This is a genomic window from Arthrobacter sp. OV608 (genome assembly GCA_900110595.1).
Classification (GTDB): domain Bacteria; phylum Actinomycetota; class Actinomycetes; order Actinomycetales; family Micrococcaceae; genus Arthrobacter.
The window spans coordinates 71646-87161 of record FOEZ01000012.1 but is presented as its reverse complement, the minus strand read 5'-3'; the positions used below and the strand labels follow the sequence as shown (position 1 = coordinate 87161).

Sequence of the window (15516 nt, the reverse complement as noted above, 5' to 3'; positions counted from 1 at the left end):
TTCACCTTTTTCTATCCATAATATGGACACGGACTACCTTACCGTCCACAGTGTAGAAACGGGCAGAAATGCCGAATTTTGATGCCTTGACAGCCCTCCCAACCCACCCGTAATGTCCATCTCCAGACCCATAGTCCACAAAGTGGACGATTATTGCGGGACTCTCAACGAGGAGGCGCCATGTCCAAACTTCAGCCAGCTCCCGCCGTCGCCCTGGAAGGGGCACTGCGGGACGGAATGACTCTCGCCGTGGGCGGATTCGGCCTTAGCGGCATCCCCGCGGACCTGATCGAAGCCGTCCGGGATTCAGGCGTGAAGGACCTGACAGTGGTCTCGAACAACATGGGGGTGGACGGCAAGGGGCTGGGCATCCTGATCGAGGCGGGCCAGGTCCGGAAGGTCATTGCCAGTTACGTGGGTGAGAACAAGCTCTTCGCGGAGCAGTATCTCGCCGGCCGCCTGGAGGTCGAGTTCACCCCGCAGGGCACCCTTGCGGAACGACTGCGGGCCGGCGGCGCGGGCATCCCTGCCTTCTACACCAAAACCGGCGTTGGCACCCTGGTTGCCGAAGGCAAGCCGCACGAGGTGTTCGACGGCGAAACGTACGTCCAGGAGCGCGCCATCACGGCCGACGTCGCACTGGTCCACGCCCACACCGCGGACACGGACGGAAACCTCATCTACCGCTATACCGCCCGGAACTTCAACCCGGTGGTGGCGACGGCAGGCCTCCTGACCATTGCCGAGGCGGAGGTGGTTGTGCAGCCGGGCGAACTGGACCCCAACCACATCGTCACCCCTGGCGTCTTCGTCCAGCGCCTGGTCCAGGCCAGCAACAGGGTCAAGGACATCGAGCAGCGCACCGTCCGGCCGCGCGGTGTCCCGGCTGATGCCGAAGCCCTGGCCGTCTGACCACCAAATACCTAGCTAAAAGGAGAACCCCATGGCCTGGACCAGGGATGAAATGGCCGCCATCGCGGCCGAGGAACTGAACGACGGCGACTACGTCAACCTGGGCATCGGCATTCCCACGCTGGTGGCCAACAACCTGCCCGACGGCGTCCGGGTTGTCCTGCAGAGCGAAAACGGGCTGCTGGGCATGGGCCCGTTCCCGTACGAGGGCGAGGAGGACGCCGACCTCATCAACGCCGGCAAGCAGACCGTCACGGTGCTGCCCGGCGGGAGCATCTTCGATTCCGCCACCTCGTTCGGCATGATCCGCGGCGGCCACGTCAAAGTGGCCATCCTGGGCGCCATGCAGGTCTCCGGCAGCGGGGATCTCGCCAACTGGACCATCCCCGGCAAGATGGTCAAGGGCATGGGCGGTGCCATGGACCTGGTGGCCGGAACACCGCGCGTCGTGGTCCTCACCGAGCACAACGCCAAAGACGGCAGCGCCAAAATCGTCCGCGAATGCACCCTGCCCCTGACTGGTCTCGCCGTGGTGGACCGCATCATCAGCGACCTCGCGGTCTTTGACCTTGCGAAGACAGACGACGGCGGGCGGCAGCTCACGCTGACCCGGCTGGCGCCCGGGGTCACCGTCGAGGAAATCCAGGAGAAGACGGAGGCGGAGTTCACTGTTGCCCTGGACAGATCCGCCGTCGGGGAGTCCGGCGTCGGGGAATCCGCCCTGGAAGGAGCAACGGCATGAGCCTGCAGGAACAGTTCGGTAAAGACGTCCTGCTCACGGGTTGGGGCCACAGCCGTTTCGGGAAGCTGGTGGACGAGACCTTGGAGTCACTGATCGTCCAGGTGGCCACCGAAGCAATCACCAACGCCGGCATCGAGCCGGGCCAGATCGACGAGATCTACCTCGGCCAGTTCAACTCCGGCATGATGCCCCTGGCGTTCCCGTCCTCGCTGGCACTGCAGGTCTCGGACCAGCTCGCCAATGTTCCGGCCACACGGGTGGAGAATGCGTGCGCCTCAGGTTCTGCCGCCTTCCAGCAGGGCACCAAGTCCCTGCTGGCGGGCACCGCGAAAACCGTGCTGGTGATTGGCGCCGAGAAGATGACCCACGCCGGAGCCGACGTTGTGGGGGCCGGCCTTTTGGGGGCCGACTACGACATGGCCGGCAAGGCCTCCACCACCGGCTTCACGGGGCTGTTCGCCGAGGTGGCCAAGCACTACGAGAAGCGCTACGGCAGCGTTTCGGACGTCCTGGGCTCCATCGCCGCCAAGAACCACCGCAACGGCGTGGACAACCCCTACGCTCAGCTCCGCAAGGACCTCGGCGTCGAATTCTGCCGCACGGTGTCGGACAAAAACCCGATGGTGGCGGACCCGCTGCGCCGCACGGACTGCTCCCCTGTGTCTGATGGCGCTGCCGCCGTCGTGCTGTCTACTGCGGCGACCGGCGGTGCCACCGCTCCGGTACGCCTCGCCGGCTTCGGCCACGCCAACGACTTCTTCCCCGCCGCGCGCAGGGACCCCGTAGCCTTCAACGCCACCCGGGTGTCATGGCAGCGGGCACTGGCGATGGCCGGCGTCGGAATCGATGAGCTGGACTTCGCCGAAGTGCATGACTGCTTCACCATCGCGGAGCTGCTGATGTACGAGGCCATGGGCCTGACGGATCCCGGGCAGGGCGCCAGGGCCATCGAGGAAGGCTGGGTGTACAAGGACGGCAAGCTGCCGGTCAACGTCTCCGGCGGCCTGAAGGCCAAAGGCCACCCGGTGGGCGCCACCGGCGTCTCGCAGCACGTCATCGCCGCCATGCAGCTCACGGGGACCGCCGGGGACATGCAGCTGGCCGGCCCCCGCCGCGCCGCCGTCCAGAACATGGGCGGCGTGGGCATCGCCAACTACGTCAGCGTCCTCGAGGCCGTCTGAAAAGCAACGCGGGGTCAGATATGGCCGTTCCGGAGCGGATTATCGGGCCATATCTGACCCCGCGTTGCTCTTACCAGGAGGCTACCGGTTGCGGATCAGGGCTGCGATCCCGGCGAAACCGAGGCGCTCCGCGTTCTGCAGCGCCGTTCTGCCCTCCCGGTCCCGGATGTTGGGGTCGGCGCCGGCATCGAGGAGCATCCGGACCACCTCCTGCTGCCTGGGTCCGCCGTTGTTCAGCAGGATGGCTTCCTGCATGGCGGTCCAGCCCAGGTTGTTCACGTGGTTGACCGGCACCCCCGCGGCGATCAGGATCCGGACAGTCTCCACGTGGCCATGTTCGCTGGCCGGGATCAGGGCGGTCCCGCCGTACCGGTTGGTGCTGGCGACGTCTGCCCCGGCGTCCAGCGTCAACCGGAGCACCTCGTTGAATCCTTCCGCGCCCGCGTAGAGGAACGCCGAATCCTGGATCGCGTCCTTGGTGTTCACATCGCCGCCCCGCCCGATGAGTTCCTGCACCAGCGGCACGTTGTTGGCCTTGGCGGCGGCGATGAGTGCCTGGTCAAGCTACGCTTGTTCCTCCGCGGACAGCATCGGAGGAGCAGCTGCCGGCGCCGGGGACGGGGACGGGGCTGATGGGGTTTCCGCCACGGCCGTCGTCCCTTCCGCCCCGGCAAGGGACGACGGCGGCGCAGGCTGCGGCGGCTGCGTTGCCTCCGGACCCGCCTGGCACGCAGTCGTGGCCAGGGTCAAGGAGACGGCAAGGCAGCAAACCCCAACCCACTTCATGCGGCCCAGCCTACTGAGCGGCAGCAGCAACGATGGCATCAGCACCGGCAGTGGCGCAGGCCTCGTCCAGGGCCCCGTCGGGAGCACCTCCGACGCCGATCCCGGCCACGGAAACACCGTTCACCTTCAGCGGGACGCCGCCGGCCAGGAAGAGGGTGCCGGGGAGGTCGGCGATGCTGGGGCCGTTGCCGTTGATCCGCTTGGCCAGTTCGCTGGTGGGGGTGCCAAACGCTGCGGCGGTGTAGGCCTTTTGCTTCGCGGCTTCAATGGTGTGCTCGGCGGCGTTGTCGCCCCGCAGGAGCGCCTGCACCGTGCCGAAGCGGTCCACCAGCGCCACGGTGACGAACGGCAGCTTGTCCGCCTGGCACTTCGCGAGCGCCGCGGACACAGCCTTTGCGGATGCCCCGACGGAAATACGGTTCTGCTGGACCACGTTCTCCGGCACGGGCTGGACGTCGGCAGCAGGAACGGCTGCTGGAGCAGCACCCGGGCCGGCATTTGCTGTGACCGTCGCAACGGCGGTGAGCGCAAGTGCGCCGGCGGCTGCGGCGGCGAATACTTTCGATGACTTCTTCATGGTGTTTTCCTTATGGTCAAAGCCCAGCCACGGTTCAGCGCCGGGGTACAGTCCCATCCTTTCGTGGGCACGTGAGCAGGGCATCGGGCCTTTGGCTGCGGCCTCCTGCTCCGAAAGGCCAGCCGTATCAGCCAAAAGGCTGAGAGACGGGCAAGGGCGGGGGCAATAGCATGGGAGGTAGCTGTCCCCCATTCGAACCGGAAATTTCCATGCCTCCCCGAGCCACCGCATCCCACGCCGCGCCCGCACCGGACCCCGGCGCCAACGGGGGTACAGGCGGGGCTGCCGCATCCAGCAGCACACCGGAGAGGCTCCCGCGCCTGGGTAGGATCGATACCGCCGTACACCTTGGCTTCGGCGTCCTGATGGTGGCGTCGCTGGTCCGCTACGTGATGCGCCACAGCCCGGCAGACAACATCCTGGTCCTGGGCCTGGCCGCCGGCGCCTGCCTGTTGTATCTCGCCGTCGCCATCCAGGCGCAGCGCGCCAGGCCCGGCGCACCGTGGATGGTTGCCCTGGTGGGCGTGTGGGCCGTCCTGGTCATCGCCGCTCCCAGCTTTGCCTGGTGCTCGTTCGCGCTCTTCTTCCTCTGCCGGATCGCCTTCAACGGAGCAGCCGCCTACATCACAGCAGGGGTTACGGCCGCTGCCACCGCCGCAGGCCTGTTCAAGCTGAGCGACGGCACTGACCTGGCAATGCTCCTGGGGCCGCTGGCCGTAGGCGTGATGCTGACGCTGGTTTATGACCGGATCCAGCACGACGCCGAGGAACAGCGCCGCCTGCACGCGGAAGTATCGCTCGCACAGGGACAGCTTGCGGCCAGCGAGCGCCGGGCGGGCACCATTGCCGAACGGGAACGGGTGTCCCGGGAAATCCACGACACCGTGACCCAGGGCCTGGCGAGCAGCCTCCTCCTGCTGGAAGCGGCCGGGAGGGCATGGCCGGCTGATGCCGCGAGGGCAGACCTTGGCCAGGCCACAGCGCTGTTGAGGGGCAATCTCTCCGAGACCCGCAACCTGGTCCACGAACTCGCCTCCCCCGGGTTGGACGCCTCGCCGTTGCCGGACGCCCTGCTTGTCGCGGCCAGGCAGTATGTCCCGGCGGCCCGGCTCCTGGTCACCGGCGAACCCCGCAACGTGCCGGCCGACGTCCGGCACGCACTCCTGCGGGTAGTCCAGAGCGCGGCCTCGAACATCAAGCTGCACGCTGCCGCCTCCACTGCCACCGTAACCCTCGGCTTCCTTCCGGACGCCGTCACCTTGGATGTGTACGACGACGGCACCGGCTTTGATCCGGCGGCGGCAGCACCGCCGTCGGGCGCCGGAGGGTATGGCCTCCGTGCCATGCGGCAACGGGTGGAACAGCTGGGCGGCGCCTTCTCCGTGGAAAGTGCGCCCGGTGAAGGGACCATCGTCGCAGCCCAACTGCCCGCTGCGGCCGAGCCGAAGATCCCGGGAGAGGCACCGTGAACGCCATTACCGTGCTGCTGGTGGACGACCATCTCGTGGTGCGAAGCGGGCTGCGGGCCCTGCTTGGCACCCAGGCGGATATCGACGTCGTTGCCGAAGCAGCGTCCGGAGAGGACGCGCTGGACCTGCTGGCGCAGCACCCCGTGTCCGTGGTGGTGATGGACCTCGCCATGGGTCCCGGGATGGACGGAATCGAAGCCATCCGCAAAATCCGGGAGCGGAACAAGAGGCAGGCCATCCTGGTGTTCACCACGTACGACTCCGATGCGGACATTGTCCGGGCAGTGGACGCCGGTGCCATGGGGTACCTGCTGAAGGATGCCGCACCCGAGGAGATCTTTGCGGCCATCCGGGGCGCAGTCCAGGGCAAGAGCGTGATGAGCGCGCCCGTTGCGTCGCGGCTTTTCCAGCAGCTGCGCAACCCCGACGAGATCCTGACACCACGCGAGGCCGAACTGCTCAGCCTCCTGACAGAGGGCCTCAGCAACCGTGAACTGGGCCAACGCCTCTTCATCTCCGAGGCCACCGTCAAGACCCACCTTGCGCACATTTATGCCAAGCTCGGGGTGGACACCAGGGCCGCTGCCATAGCCACCGCGATCCGCCGTGAGGGCATGCGCTGACGACACTTAAAATCCCGTTACCCTTGCAAGGTTGGCGCCAGCCCCGTACGTTGGGGACTGCGGGGGACGTTCTCCGCGCACTTCGGGCCGGTGGCCCGGGGGAGAATCAGAGTCACACGAAGGAATGCAGCCATGGCAACAGGCACAGTTAAATGGTTCAACGCCGAAAAGGGTTTTGGCTTCATTGCCCCCGATGACGGGTCCGCTGACGTTTTCGCCCACTACTCAGCAATCGCCAGCAGCGGATACCGCTCACTCGATGAGAACCAGAAGGTTGAATTCGATGTGACCCAGGGTCCGAAGGGCCCGCAGGCAGAGAACATCCGCCCGCTCTAAGGCTTCGGCTTTCCTCCTGCACCAGCAGGAGGAGGCCGCCAGGCAGCGGCCTCCCCAACACATGTTGGGGAGGCCGCTGTTTTTTGTTGGCTTCTCCCCCGTCCAACGCTCTATCACTTAACGCGGACTTCCGGCCGACGCTCTATCACTTAACGCGGACTTCCGGCCGACGCTCTATCACTTAACGCGGGCTTCCTACCGTCGCTCTATCACCTAACGCGGGCTTCCCACGGACGCTCTATCGCTTCGCGGCAGGGCCGACGGCGGTGCTGCCGCGGTCATCGTGCCGGAGGTCACGTCCGGGACTCGGGGTGTGATAGAGGGTTCCTCAAAAACGCGCATCAAGTGAGAGAGCGTTCCCCAAAACCCAGCATCAAGTGAGAGAGCGTTCCCCGGCCCCCTGTCCCGTTCGCAGATTTGGGATAATGGGATGATGACGGGACAGCCCCCGGACAATGTGCCAGGCAACGATGCAGGGAAGGACCCCTGGGAGGAGTTCGACCAGCTCCCGCCTGCCGGCCCGGACCTCGTCCCCGGCCATCCCGGCGGGGAACCATTGGGCTTCGGCTTCCGAACCGGGGTCCGCAGCGCCCGCGTCGCGGTCGGGTTTGCCGTCTACACACTAGTCCTCGGAACCATCCTCGCGCTCGCAGGGTGCATTGTGTTCATAGCCGAGGAACAATGGCTGCTCGTAGCCCTGATGCTCATCATCGAGGCCGTCTTCATTTTTGCGTTCACCCGGCTCGTTGCCCAGGCCCGCACGCGTTCCCCCCGCCCCAGGCCACCGCGTAAAAGGCATCCCGGAAAACCCGCTTGACCTTGACGCAGCGTCAACCCCTACGCTCAGAGCATGGACGCATCCGGAACAGCAGCAGGCATTGACTGGTCCATCCAGGATGTTGCCCGGATGGCCGGCACCACCAGCCGGACGCTGCGCCACTACGACGACATCGGGCTCCTGAAGCCCAGCCGCGTGGGCAGCAACGGATACCGCTACTACAACGCCGCGGCACTGCTGCAGCTGCAGCGGATCCTCCTGCTCCGGGAACTCGGGCTGGGCCTGCCGGCCATAGCCGATGTCTTCCATCACGAGATGGATGCCGTCAAAGCGCTAAGCCGCCACCTGGACTGGCTCCGGCAGGAGCAGGAACGGCTGGCGCGGCAGGTCCTGTCTGTCCAGCAAACGATTGAAACAGTGAAAGGAGGAGGCGAACTCATGGCCGAAAAAATGTTTGACGGCTTCGACCACACCCAGTACAAGGACGAGGTGGAGGAGCGCTGGGGCAAGGACGCGTATGCCAAGGGCGACGCCTGGTGGCGTGGCATGGGAACCGCTGAGAAACAGGAGTGGAAGGCGCGGGCCGAAAAGCTGGGCCGTGACTGGACGGCCGCCGCGGAATCGGGCATCGCCGCGGACAGCCCCGAGGCGCAGGACCTGGCCCGGCGGCACGTTCAATGGCTGACCTCCATCCCCGGCACTCCTGCCTCCGAGCAGGGCGGGGACGTCAAGGGCTATGTAGTGGGGCTGGGCGAAATGTACGTTGCCGATCCACGTTTCGCCGCCAATTACGGTGGCGAGACGGGCGCCGGCTTCGTGCGGGACGCGCTGCGGGTCTACGCCGACAGGAATCTCTAGCAGCCAGCACGACGGCGGAGGCTGGTTTGGCGGGGCAGGACACGGCCCAGCGGCAATCAGCCCAGCCTCTTCCGCACGGCGACCACGGCGGCGGCGAGCGCCGCTGCGGTTCCAATCCGCCGCTGTGCCGTCCGCCGTCGGCCGTGCCATCCGCCGCCCACGGAAGGCTTGCGGACCGCCTGCGACGCCTGGCTGAGGTTTCCCGAGGTCAAAGTCGCGGACCGCCGCCGGGACAACTGGCGCGTGTCCACTTGGCGGGCGGTGGCCGCTTCGACCGCACCGGGCGCCAGCTTGTGCTGCAGCACCAGGAGCCGGCCGGCCAGGCCTCCCGCCACGAGCTCCCTGCGCGGGTGTTCCACGAGCCTCACCACGGCTTTTGCAACCCGCTTGGCAGTGTAGACCGGAGGCATGGCCATCGGCCGGCGCCCGGTGTAGTTGGCGGCATTCTGGTAGAAGGGTGTGTCAATGGTGGCGGGGAGGACCGTGCACACGTCCACCCCGGCCACGCCTTCACGGGCCAGTTCGGAGCGCAGGCTGATACTCAACGCCCGGACCGCCGCTTTGGACATGGAGTAGGCGGCTGAGTAGGGCAACGGAATTTCCGCCACGACTGACGCAACGTTGATCAGTACACCGGACCCTTGGGTGCGCATTCGGGGTAGAGCCGCCCGCGCCCCATTGACGTAACCGGAGATGTTGACGTCAAGCACCCGCTGGAAGTCCTTCGGCGGAATCTCGGTCAGCAGTCCGAATGCACCCACCGCAGCATTGTTGACCCACACATCCAGGCGCCCGAACTCTTGTTTTGCACGCGCCGCCAGCTCCTCCATCCCGCCCACGTCCGTCACGTCGGTGGGGACGGCGATGGCTTTGGCGCCGCGCCTCCTGCAGGCCCGGGCCACGTCCTCCAGGGATTCCGCTCCCCGCGCGGCCAGGACCAACCGGGCTCCCCTGGCGGCGAAGCGAAGGGCCGTGGCGCGTCCGATCCCGCTGGAGGCTCCGGTAATCACCACAACTGGATTTTTGACGCGCATTCGGCATCCCCTTCTGTCCGCGGACGGCCCAGCCATAAAACTAAGTAGGCTTAGTGTTTGATGCTACCGATCACGGCGTGGCGGGACAACGCCCGCTGGACCACCGGGGCAGGGGTATCTAGTGGAAGGCGGATTTTCCGGTGACAGCCCTGCCCACAATAAGAGAGTTGATCTCATAGCTGCCCTCGTAGGTGTAGAGGATTTCGGCGTCACCGAAGAGCTTGCCCATCTCATAGTCGCTGCTGATGCCGTTACCGCCCAGCAGCGAACGGCCCATGGCCACCGAGGCCCGGGCCAGCCTGGTGACCGTGGCTTTGGCCATGGCAGCCTGGACCATCTCCAGCTTTCCCTCCTGCTGGACGCGCGCCAGCTGCGCCATCAAGGCCAACGAGGCAGACGCGTTGCCCAACATATCGGCGAGTTGCTGCTGGACCAGTTGGAAGCTGGCCAGTTCCTTGCCGAACTGGCGCCGGTTCAGGGTATAGGCCCGCGCGATATCGAAGGCGGCCAGCTGGATTCCCGCACCCTGCCAGCCGACCCAGGCGCGGGAGTCGCGGAGGAGCTCGTTCGTCCGGGAGAAGCTTGTGGCTCCGGGCAGCAGGTTTTCCGCCGGAACCCGCACCTCATCCAGCACAATGTCCGCGTTCTGCATGATCCGCAGGCCGATTTTGTGGGAGATCTTGGTGGCCGTGTAGCCTGGCCTGTCCGTCTCCACGATGAAGCCCTTGATCTCGCCATCCGCCGCGTCCCGCGCCCACACCAGCGCGAAGTCGGCGATGGTGGCGGCTCCGATCCAGCGCTTGGCTCCGCTGAGGACCCACTCGCCGCCGTCCAGCCTGGCCGAGGTTTCCAACCCGCCGGCAATGTCCGAGCCGTGGTCCGGCTCCGTCAGGGCAAAGGCGCCCAACTGGCTGAAGGTTTTCAGGCCGGGCAGCCACCGGGCCTTCTGTTCATTAGAGCCCAGCTCGCTGATCATCCCGAGGATGAGTTCATTATGGATGCCGGCGAGCGCTGACAGGGATACGTCCGCGCGGGCCAGCTCGACGTACATCAGTCCCTTGAACAGCGCGGAGCTGCCGTCCAGCTGGAGGGCTCCGAGGCCATGTTTTCCCATGTCCGCCAGCAGCCCGAACGGAAACTCTTCGCGATTCCAATACTCGATTGAGGGCTGCCGGACCGAGGATTGGAGGAACTCGCGGATGCCGAAGTACCTGTCCCGTTCAGGAGGCGCGAGGAGGTCGACAATGTACATCAGGTCGGCATCCGGAAAGGGTGACACTCCGTTGTGTCCCGTGGCCTGCACTGGCATTGGTCCCCCTGCTCTGCCGCACCGCACTACCAACCGTTGGATGTCCTAGTATATTGCACACACCCCGCCACAGGTGAGGTGCATCACATCGTGAAAGGCTGGCTATGGGCACTCCGCTTCCCCGAGACCCCATCGCTGATGCCCGCCGGAACTGGGAAGATCACGGCTGGGCGGACGAGGCGGCGCCCATGGCAGCCGTCACCGCCATCATGCGGACCCAGCAGATCCTGCTCGCCAGGATCGAATTCGTGCTGAAGCCTTTTGGACTGACGTTCGCACGCTACGAGCTGCTCGCCCTGCTGAGCTTCGCCAGGAACGGGTCCCTGCCGATGAAGAAGGCCAGCACGCTCCTCCAGGTCCACCCCACGTCCATCACCAATGCTGTTGACCGGCTGCAGGATGCCGGGCTGGTGCGCCGTTCGCCGCATCCGACGGACGGCCGCACCACACTGGTTGAGCTCACCGCCGAGGGCCGCACCGCGGCGAAGCGTTCGACGGCGGCACTCAACGCCGAGGTCTTCGGCGCCTCCGGCTTCGGGCCGGAGGATATCGATCAGCTGATCCGGATACTCGGGGACTTCCGCCGGAACGCGGGCGACTTCATCGGCCCCTGAACGGCCCCGGATGTCCTGAACCGGCCGGTGTGCTGAACCGGCCGGATGTCCCGAACTGGCCGGTTTCCTGAGCTGGAGAAAACTGGGTCAGCGCGGCGTTTTGGCGCGCTTGATCCGCCGGGCAACCAGCAGCACCACGGTAACGCCCACAGCGGCATACACGGCGTAGTTCAGGAAACGGGAGTACTCCTCGATCACCCGGTACTGGGTGCCGAGCAGGTACCCGAGCCCCAGCAGCAACCCGTTCCACAGCCCGCTGCCGGCGACTGTGTAGATGGTGAACTTTCCCAGCGGCATGGCTGCAGCTCCGGCCGGAAGGGAAATGAGGCTTCGCACGCCGGGAAGCAACCTTCCGAAAAAGATGGACGAGCGTCCATGCCGGCGGAACCAGCCTGCCGCGTGTTCAAAGTCTTCCCGGTCCACCAAGGGAAGCTTGGATAACCCTCGGATGGACCGCTCCAGTCCGAGCTTGGCCCCGAGCCAGTACAGGAACAGGGCGCCAAGATAGGCCCCGAGGGTGCTGGTCACAAATACGAGGACCAGGCTCAGGGAGCCCTGCCTGGCCAGGTAGCCGGCCAGCGGCAGGATCACTTCGCTGGGGATGGGCGGCACCACTGTTTCAGCGAGGGTGAAGAGCCCCACGCCCCACTCACCGAGCTGCTCAATGCCCCGGGCAGCCAAGCCCACCAGCCCGGTCAGATTATCGGCCGAGCCGCCCGCGTCCGCTGCCGTCCCCCACATAGAACGCCCCCTGTCCGCGTCGCCGCCATACCCGTTTCCCGGTCCTGTCTACCTTACGCACCTGTGTAAAAGCTGGGCCCGGTGCGGCGGCCGCGGCCAGCGTAATTGCCGCCCACCGCTCCCCGGCCACAGTCCGGTCTGGGCCAGCGATCAGGCAGGCTTGGCCCGGACGTGCATCCGCTCTCCCTGCGTGCCGAAGAGGCTCAGGAACTCCACCGGGTTGCCGTCCGCACGGCCGAACCAGTGCGGGACCCTGGTATCGAATTCCGCGGCCTCTCCCGCATGGAGCACCAGGTCCTGGCCACCCAGGACCATCCGCAGCTTTCCGTTGAGCACATACAGCCACTCGTAGCCTTCGTGCACTTGAGGCTTGGGTTCCTCCAACCGTCCGGCGGGCAGGATGTGTTTATAGGCCTGGATGCCGCCAGGCCTTTTGGTCAGCGGAATGATGGTCATTCCCCGTACCTGGAGGGGTCGCAAGTGCACCCGGGGATCTCCAGTGGCCGGAGCTCCCACCAGTTCATCCAGCGGAACCTGGTACGCCTTGGCCAGCGGCAGCAGCAACTCGAGGTTGGGCCGGCGCTGGCCGGACTCCAGCCTGGATAACGTGCTCACGGATATGCCAGTGGTTTCAGCCAACGCTGTGAGAGTGATGCCGGCGGCCTGCCGAAGCGCCCGCAATCTGCGCCCCACCGCGGCCAGGACATCGTCAATCTGTTCATCCATACCGCCATCTTGCCATTGCGGCAAAATACTTTGCCAGTACCGGCGGCGGTGGAACACCATGGGAACCATGACAAACCACAATTCATCAATCTCTGACGTCTTGATCATCGGCGGCGGCGCGGCCGGCCTCAGCGCGGCACAAATGCTCGGCCGGTCGCGCCGCTCCGTCGTGGTGCTGGACAGCGGCGAACCCCGCAATGCCCCTGCCCAGGGAGTCCATGGGTTCCTGTCCCGTGATGGCGTCCGCCCAGCGGAACTCCTGGAGACCGGCCGGGCCGAAGCAAGGCAGTACGGCGTCCGGACGATCCAAGGCGAGGCTGTGGCCGCGGCCGGAAGTGTTGCCGAAGGCTTTACCGTCACCGCTGCGGACGGCGGCGTCCTTCGGGCGAAGCGGCTCCTGATCACCACCGGGCTCGTGGACGAGCTGCCCGGGATCCCCGGACTCGGCGAGCGCTGGGGCAGGGACGTGCTGCACTGCCCCTTCTGCCATGGCTGGGAGGTCCGCGACCAGGGAATCGGCGTCCTTGGAAATGGTCCCTGGTCTGTGCATCAGGCATTGCTGTTCCGGCAGTGGAGCGCCAACATCACGCTGTTCCTGAACGAACTTGTGCTGCCCTCCGCCGAGGAACTGGAGCAGCTGGCCGCCCGTGGCATCAAGGTGGTTGCCGGTGCCGTCGAGTCGCTCCGGGTGGAGCAGGACCGGTTGCGCGGCGTTGCCTTGGCAGGCGGGCCGGAAGTAGCCGTGGATGCCGTGGTGGCAGGAGCCCAGGTCCGGGCCCGGCTGGACGCCTTCGCCGGCCTCGGCCTGAAGCCGGAACCGCATCCGATGGGCATCGGGGATTTCCTGGCGACGGATGCCGACGGAGCCACCGCCGTCCCGGGCGTATGGGCGGCAGGCAACGTGACGGACATGCGCGCGCAGGTCCTGGCATCAGCAGCGGCGGGCGCCTGGGCCGCCGTCGTCATTAACAACCACCTGATGGCGGAGGAGATGGCAGCAGATCTGTCCGCCTACCGGCAGACGTTGATGCTTAACGATGCCGGAATTCGGGCTGGCGTTTCTCAGTGAACGCCGCCATGCCTTCCTTCTGGTCCTCCGTGGCGAAGAGCGAATGGAAGAGCCGGCGCTCGAAAACCACTCCCTGGGTAAGGCCGGTTTCGAAGGCCGCGTTCACGGCTTCCTTCGCCACCATCGCCACGGGTTTGGACTTGGACGCGATCACTTCCGCGGCCTTGATGGCCTCGTCTATTACATCCTCGGCTGGAACCACGCGGGACACCAGGCCGCATCTGTCGGCTTCCTCCGCACCGATGAACCTGCCGGTGAGGATCAGGTCCATCGCTTTGGCCTTGCCTACTGCCCGGGTGAGCCGCTGTGACCCGCCCATGCCGGGCAGCACGCCCAGGTTGATTTCGGGCTGGCCGAACTTGGCATTGTCCCCGGCGATGATGAGGTCGCACATCATGGCCAGCTCGCAGCCGCCGCCCAGCGCGAACCCGGAGACCGCAGCGATGGTGGGAATGCGCAGCCGGGTGAAGTCCTCCCAACCCCGGAACCAGTCCGCGGCATACATGTCCATGTAGCCTTGGGCAGCCATTTCCTTGATATCGGCGCCGGCGGCGAAAGCCTTGCTGGAGCCGGTGATCACCACCGCTCCTACCGCGGGATCGGAGTCCATGGTGCGGACGGCCTGCACGAGCTCTTCCATGGTGGCCTTGTTGAGGGCATTCAACGCCTGTGGCCGGTTGAGCGTCACCAGCCCCACCCGGCCGCGCTGCTCCACCAGGATGTTCGTGTATTCCGTCATTCAGGGCTCCCGTCGTCCTGTGCCGCACTGTTTGCTGTGGTGGTTAATGCCGTTCCTGGGGCGCCGCCGGCAACATTTGCGGGCTGGTTCTTGTGTCCCGCTCCATCGGGACCATCGGATCTGTCCCGGATGTCCGTGATGATTCCGGAGAAGTCCCGGCCGGCGCCGCCTTTCGCGGCAAACGTATCGTAGATTTCCGCGGCGAGCGGACCCACCCGGGCCGCCACCCCGGTACTTTGCAGTGCATTTACGGCAAGCTTGAGGTCCTTGGCCATCAGGGCTCCGGCAAAACCGGGCTGGTAATCGCGGTTGGCCGGGCTGGTGGGGACCGGCCCCGGCACGGGGCAGTTGGTGGTCAATGCCCAGCACTGACCGGACGCTGCCGATGCCACATCAAACAGTGCCTGGTGGCTCAGGCCCAACTTCTCCCCCAGCACAAAGGCTTCGCTCACGGCAATCATGGAGGCACCCAGGATCAGGTTGTTGCAGATCTTTGCAGCCTGCCCCGCGCCATGGGCACCACAGTGCACCACCCGCCTGCCCATCACTTCCAGCAGCGGACGCACTGCCTCGAAGTCCTCAGGATCCCCGCCCACCATAAACGTCAGCGTCCCGGCCTCGGCACCGACCACGCCGCCTGAAACCGGAGCATCCACCGAGCGGTGGCCGGCGTCGATGGCCAGCCGGGCCGCTTCCCGCGCTTCGTCCACATTGATCGTGGAGCAGTCCAGGAACATGGTTCCGGGGGCAGCAGCAGCCAGCAGGCCGGGTCCGCCGTCGCTTCCCTGGTAGGCGTCCAGCACGTTGCGGCCGCTGGGGAACATGGTCAGGACCACAGCAGCACCGGAGGCTGCGTCAGCAGCGCTGGCAGCAACGGGAACCCCGGCCGCCCGCGCTGCGTCAAGCGCGGCAGGCACCACGTCGAAACCGGCCACGGTGTAGCCGGCTTTGACCAGGTTCACCGCCATGGGCCCGCCCATGTGGCCAAGGCCCAGGAACGCGATGGTGTAGTCCTCAGGCAT

Annotated in this window: 18 protein-coding genes; 10 read left to right on the top strand and 8 right to left on the bottom strand. The window is 66.1% G+C overall.

Annotated features, from left to right (window positions below):
• The first annotated feature begins 180 nt into the window (after nucleotides 1-180).
• The 3 genes from BMX78_RS15690 to BMX78_RS15680 are packed head-to-tail and all read left to right on the top strand — an operon-like array spanning nucleotide 181 to nucleotide 2835.
• Nucleotides 181-912, top strand: coding sequence for a CoA transferase subunit A (locus BMX78_RS15690; protein ID WP_091421050.1), 732 nt, complete (start codon nucleotides 181-183; stop codon nucleotides 910-912).
• A gap of 31 nt (nucleotides 913-943) precedes the next feature.
• Nucleotides 944-1654 (top strand): CoA transferase subunit B, encoded by a 711-nt coding sequence (locus BMX78_RS15685; protein ID WP_091421047.1) that lies wholly within the window; start codon nucleotides 944-946, stop codon nucleotides 1652-1654.
• A complete protein-coding gene (locus tag BMX78_RS15680; protein WP_091421044.1) occupies nucleotides 1651-2835 on the top strand; it encodes an acetyl-CoA acetyltransferase in 1185 nt (394 codons plus the stop codon). The genes BMX78_RS15685 and BMX78_RS15680 overlap by 4 nt, the downstream gene beginning before the upstream one ends.
• An 81-nt stretch (nucleotides 2836-2916) precedes the next feature.
• On the opposite strand, the gene BMX78_RS15675 is transcribed toward BMX78_RS15680, so the two are convergent.
• Both BMX78_RS15675 and BMX78_RS15670 read right to left on the bottom strand, forming a co-directional pair.
• A complete protein-coding gene (locus tag BMX78_RS15675) occupies nucleotides 2917-3384 on the bottom strand; it encodes an ankyrin repeat domain-containing protein (RefSeq protein WP_091421041.1) in 468 nt (155 codons plus the stop codon).
• Nucleotides 3385-3631: 247 nt separating this feature from the next.
• Entirely contained in the window at nucleotides 3632-4198 is a 567-nt protein-coding gene (locus BMX78_RS15670; RefSeq protein ID WP_091421200.1) for a GlcG/HbpS family heme-binding protein, read from the bottom strand.
• A gap of 209 nt (nucleotides 4199-4407) precedes the next feature.
• Here BMX78_RS15670 and BMX78_RS15665 point away from each other — a divergent pair, with 209 nt between their 5' ends.
• The 5 genes from BMX78_RS15665 (at nucleotide 4408) to BMX78_RS15645 (ending at nucleotide 8262) form a co-directional block, all read left to right on the top strand.
• A complete protein-coding gene (locus BMX78_RS15665) occupies nucleotides 4408-5667 on the top strand; it encodes a sensor histidine kinase (RefSeq protein WP_091421039.1) in 1260 nt (419 codons plus the stop codon).
• Nucleotides 5664-6290: a response regulator gene (locus tag BMX78_RS15660; protein WP_091421036.1), complete on the top strand. Its 627-nt coding sequence runs from the start codon at nucleotides 5664-5666 to the stop codon at nucleotides 6288-6290. Before BMX78_RS15665 ends, BMX78_RS15660 begins: the two co-directional genes overlap by 4 nt.
• Nucleotides 6291-6422: 132 nt before the next feature.
• Entirely contained in the window at nucleotides 6423-6626 is a 204-nt protein-coding gene (locus BMX78_RS15655) for a cold-shock protein (RefSeq protein ID WP_013599688.1), read from the top strand.
• Nucleotides 6627-7059: 433 nt separating this feature from the next.
• Nucleotides 7060-7443: a hypothetical protein gene (locus BMX78_RS15650; RefSeq protein WP_091421198.1), complete on the top strand. Its 384-nt coding sequence runs from the start codon at nucleotides 7060-7062 to the stop codon at nucleotides 7441-7443.
• Between the two features lie 33 nt (nucleotides 7444-7476).
• Nucleotides 7477-8262, top strand: a complete 786-nt coding sequence (locus BMX78_RS15645; RefSeq protein ID WP_170850840.1) for a MerR family transcriptional regulator — start codon at nucleotides 7477-7479, stop codon at nucleotides 8260-8262.
• 56 nt (nucleotides 8263-8318) lie between these two features.
• On the opposite strand, the gene BMX78_RS15640 is transcribed toward BMX78_RS15645, so the two are convergent.
• Both BMX78_RS15640 and BMX78_RS15635 read right to left on the bottom strand, forming a co-directional pair.
• A complete protein-coding gene (locus BMX78_RS15640) occupies nucleotides 8319-9296 on the bottom strand; it encodes an SDR family oxidoreductase (RefSeq protein ID WP_091421034.1) in 978 nt (325 codons plus the stop codon).
• Nucleotides 9297-9414: 118 nt separating this feature from the next.
• Entirely contained in the window at nucleotides 9415-10605 is a 1191-nt protein-coding gene (locus tag BMX78_RS15635; protein WP_091421032.1) for an acyl-CoA dehydrogenase family protein, read from the bottom strand.
• Between the two features lie 104 nt (nucleotides 10606-10709).
• Between BMX78_RS15635 and BMX78_RS15630 the strand changes: the two genes are divergently transcribed.
• Nucleotides 10710-11219 (top strand): MarR family winged helix-turn-helix transcriptional regulator, encoded by a 510-nt coding sequence (locus tag BMX78_RS15630; protein WP_091421030.1) that lies wholly within the window; start codon nucleotides 10710-10712, stop codon nucleotides 11217-11219.
• 87 nt (nucleotides 11220-11306) lie between these two features.
• Here BMX78_RS15630 and BMX78_RS15625 read toward each other — a convergent pair whose 3' ends face one another.
• Complete coding sequence (locus BMX78_RS15625) at nucleotides 11307-11960, bottom strand: DedA family protein (protein WP_091421027.1); 654 nt, start codon at nucleotides 11958-11960, stop codon at nucleotides 11307-11309.
• Between the two features lie 150 nt (nucleotides 11961-12110).
• A complete protein-coding gene (locus BMX78_RS15620; RefSeq protein WP_091421025.1) occupies nucleotides 12111-12686 on the bottom strand; it encodes a helix-turn-helix domain-containing protein in 576 nt (191 codons plus the stop codon).
• 67 nt (nucleotides 12687-12753) lie between these two features.
• Here BMX78_RS15620 and BMX78_RS15615 point away from each other — a divergent pair, with 67 nt between their 5' ends.
• On the top strand, nucleotides 12754-13755 hold the full coding sequence (locus BMX78_RS15615; RefSeq protein WP_211482585.1) for an NAD(P)/FAD-dependent oxidoreductase: 1002 nt from the start codon (nucleotides 12754-12756) through the stop codon (nucleotides 13753-13755).
• Here BMX78_RS15615 and BMX78_RS15610 read toward each other — a convergent pair.
• Both BMX78_RS15610 and mmsB read right to left on the bottom strand, forming a co-directional pair.
• Nucleotides 13718-14494: an enoyl-CoA hydratase gene (locus BMX78_RS15610; RefSeq protein ID WP_091421021.1), complete on the bottom strand. Its 777-nt coding sequence runs from the start codon at nucleotides 14492-14494 to the stop codon at nucleotides 13718-13720. The two genes, BMX78_RS15615 and BMX78_RS15610, sit on opposite strands and share 38 nt — an antisense overlap.
• Nucleotides 14491-15516 (bottom strand): 3-hydroxyisobutyrate dehydrogenase, encoded by a 1026-nt coding sequence (gene mmsB / locus BMX78_RS15605; RefSeq protein ID WP_091421018.1) that lies wholly within the window; start codon nucleotides 15514-15516, stop codon nucleotides 14491-14493. Before mmsB ends, BMX78_RS15610 begins: the two co-directional genes overlap by 4 nt.

Bases quoted from the DNA above. Each gene is read 5' to 3' on its own strand.
- BMX78_RS15690 (WP_091421050.1), top strand. From the start codon at position 181: ATGTCCAAACTTCAGCCAGCTCCCGCCGTCGCCCTGGAAGGGGCACTG.
- BMX78_RS15685 (WP_091421047.1), top strand. From the start codon at position 944: ATGGCCTGGACCAGGGATGAAATGGCCGCCATCGCGGCCGAGGAACTG.
- BMX78_RS15680 (WP_091421044.1), top strand. From the start codon at position 1,651: ATGAGCCTGCAGGAACAGTTCGGTAAAGACGTCCTGCTCACGGGTTGG.
- BMX78_RS15670 (WP_091421200.1), bottom strand. From the start codon at position 4,198: ATGAAGAAGTCATCGAAAGTATTCGCCGCCGCAGCCGCCGGCGCACTT.
- BMX78_RS15665 (WP_091421039.1), top strand. From the start codon at position 4,408: ATGCCTCCCCGAGCCACCGCATCCCACGCCGCGCCCGCACCGGACCCC.
- BMX78_RS15655 (WP_013599688.1), top strand. From the start codon at position 6,423: ATGGCAACAGGCACAGTTAAATGGTTCAACGCCGAAAAGGGTTTTGGC.
- BMX78_RS15650 (WP_091421198.1), top strand. From the start codon at position 7,060: ATGACGGGACAGCCCCCGGACAATGTGCCAGGCAACGATGCAGGGAAG.
- BMX78_RS15645 (WP_170850840.1), top strand. From the start codon at position 7,477: ATGGACGCATCCGGAACAGCAGCAGGCATTGACTGGTCCATCCAGGAT.
- BMX78_RS15640 (WP_091421034.1), bottom strand. From the start codon at position 9,296: ATGCGCGTCAAAAATCCAGTTGTGGTGATTACCGGAGCCTCCAGCGGG.
- BMX78_RS15635 (WP_091421032.1), bottom strand. From the start codon at position 10,605: ATGCCAGTGCAGGCCACGGGACACAACGGAGTGTCACCCTTTCCGGAT.
- BMX78_RS15630 (WP_091421030.1), top strand. From the start codon at position 10,710: ATGGGCACTCCGCTTCCCCGAGACCCCATCGCTGATGCCCGCCGGAAC.
- BMX78_RS15625 (WP_091421027.1), bottom strand. From the start codon at position 11,960: ATGTGGGGGACGGCAGCGGACGCGGGCGGCTCGGCCGATAATCTGACC.
- BMX78_RS15620 (WP_091421025.1), bottom strand. From the start codon at position 12,686: ATGGATGAACAGATTGACGATGTCCTGGCCGCGGTGGGGCGCAGATTG.
- BMX78_RS15615 (WP_211482585.1), top strand. From the start codon at position 12,754: ATGACAAACCACAATTCATCAATCTCTGACGTCTTGATCATCGGCGGC.
- BMX78_RS15610 (WP_091421021.1), bottom strand. From the start codon at position 14,494: ATGACGGAATACACGAACATCCTGGTGGAGCAGCGCGGCCGGGTGGGG.
- mmsB (WP_091421018.1), bottom strand. From the start codon at position 15,516: ATGCCTGAGGACTACACCATCGCGTTCCTGGGCCTTGGCCACATGGGC.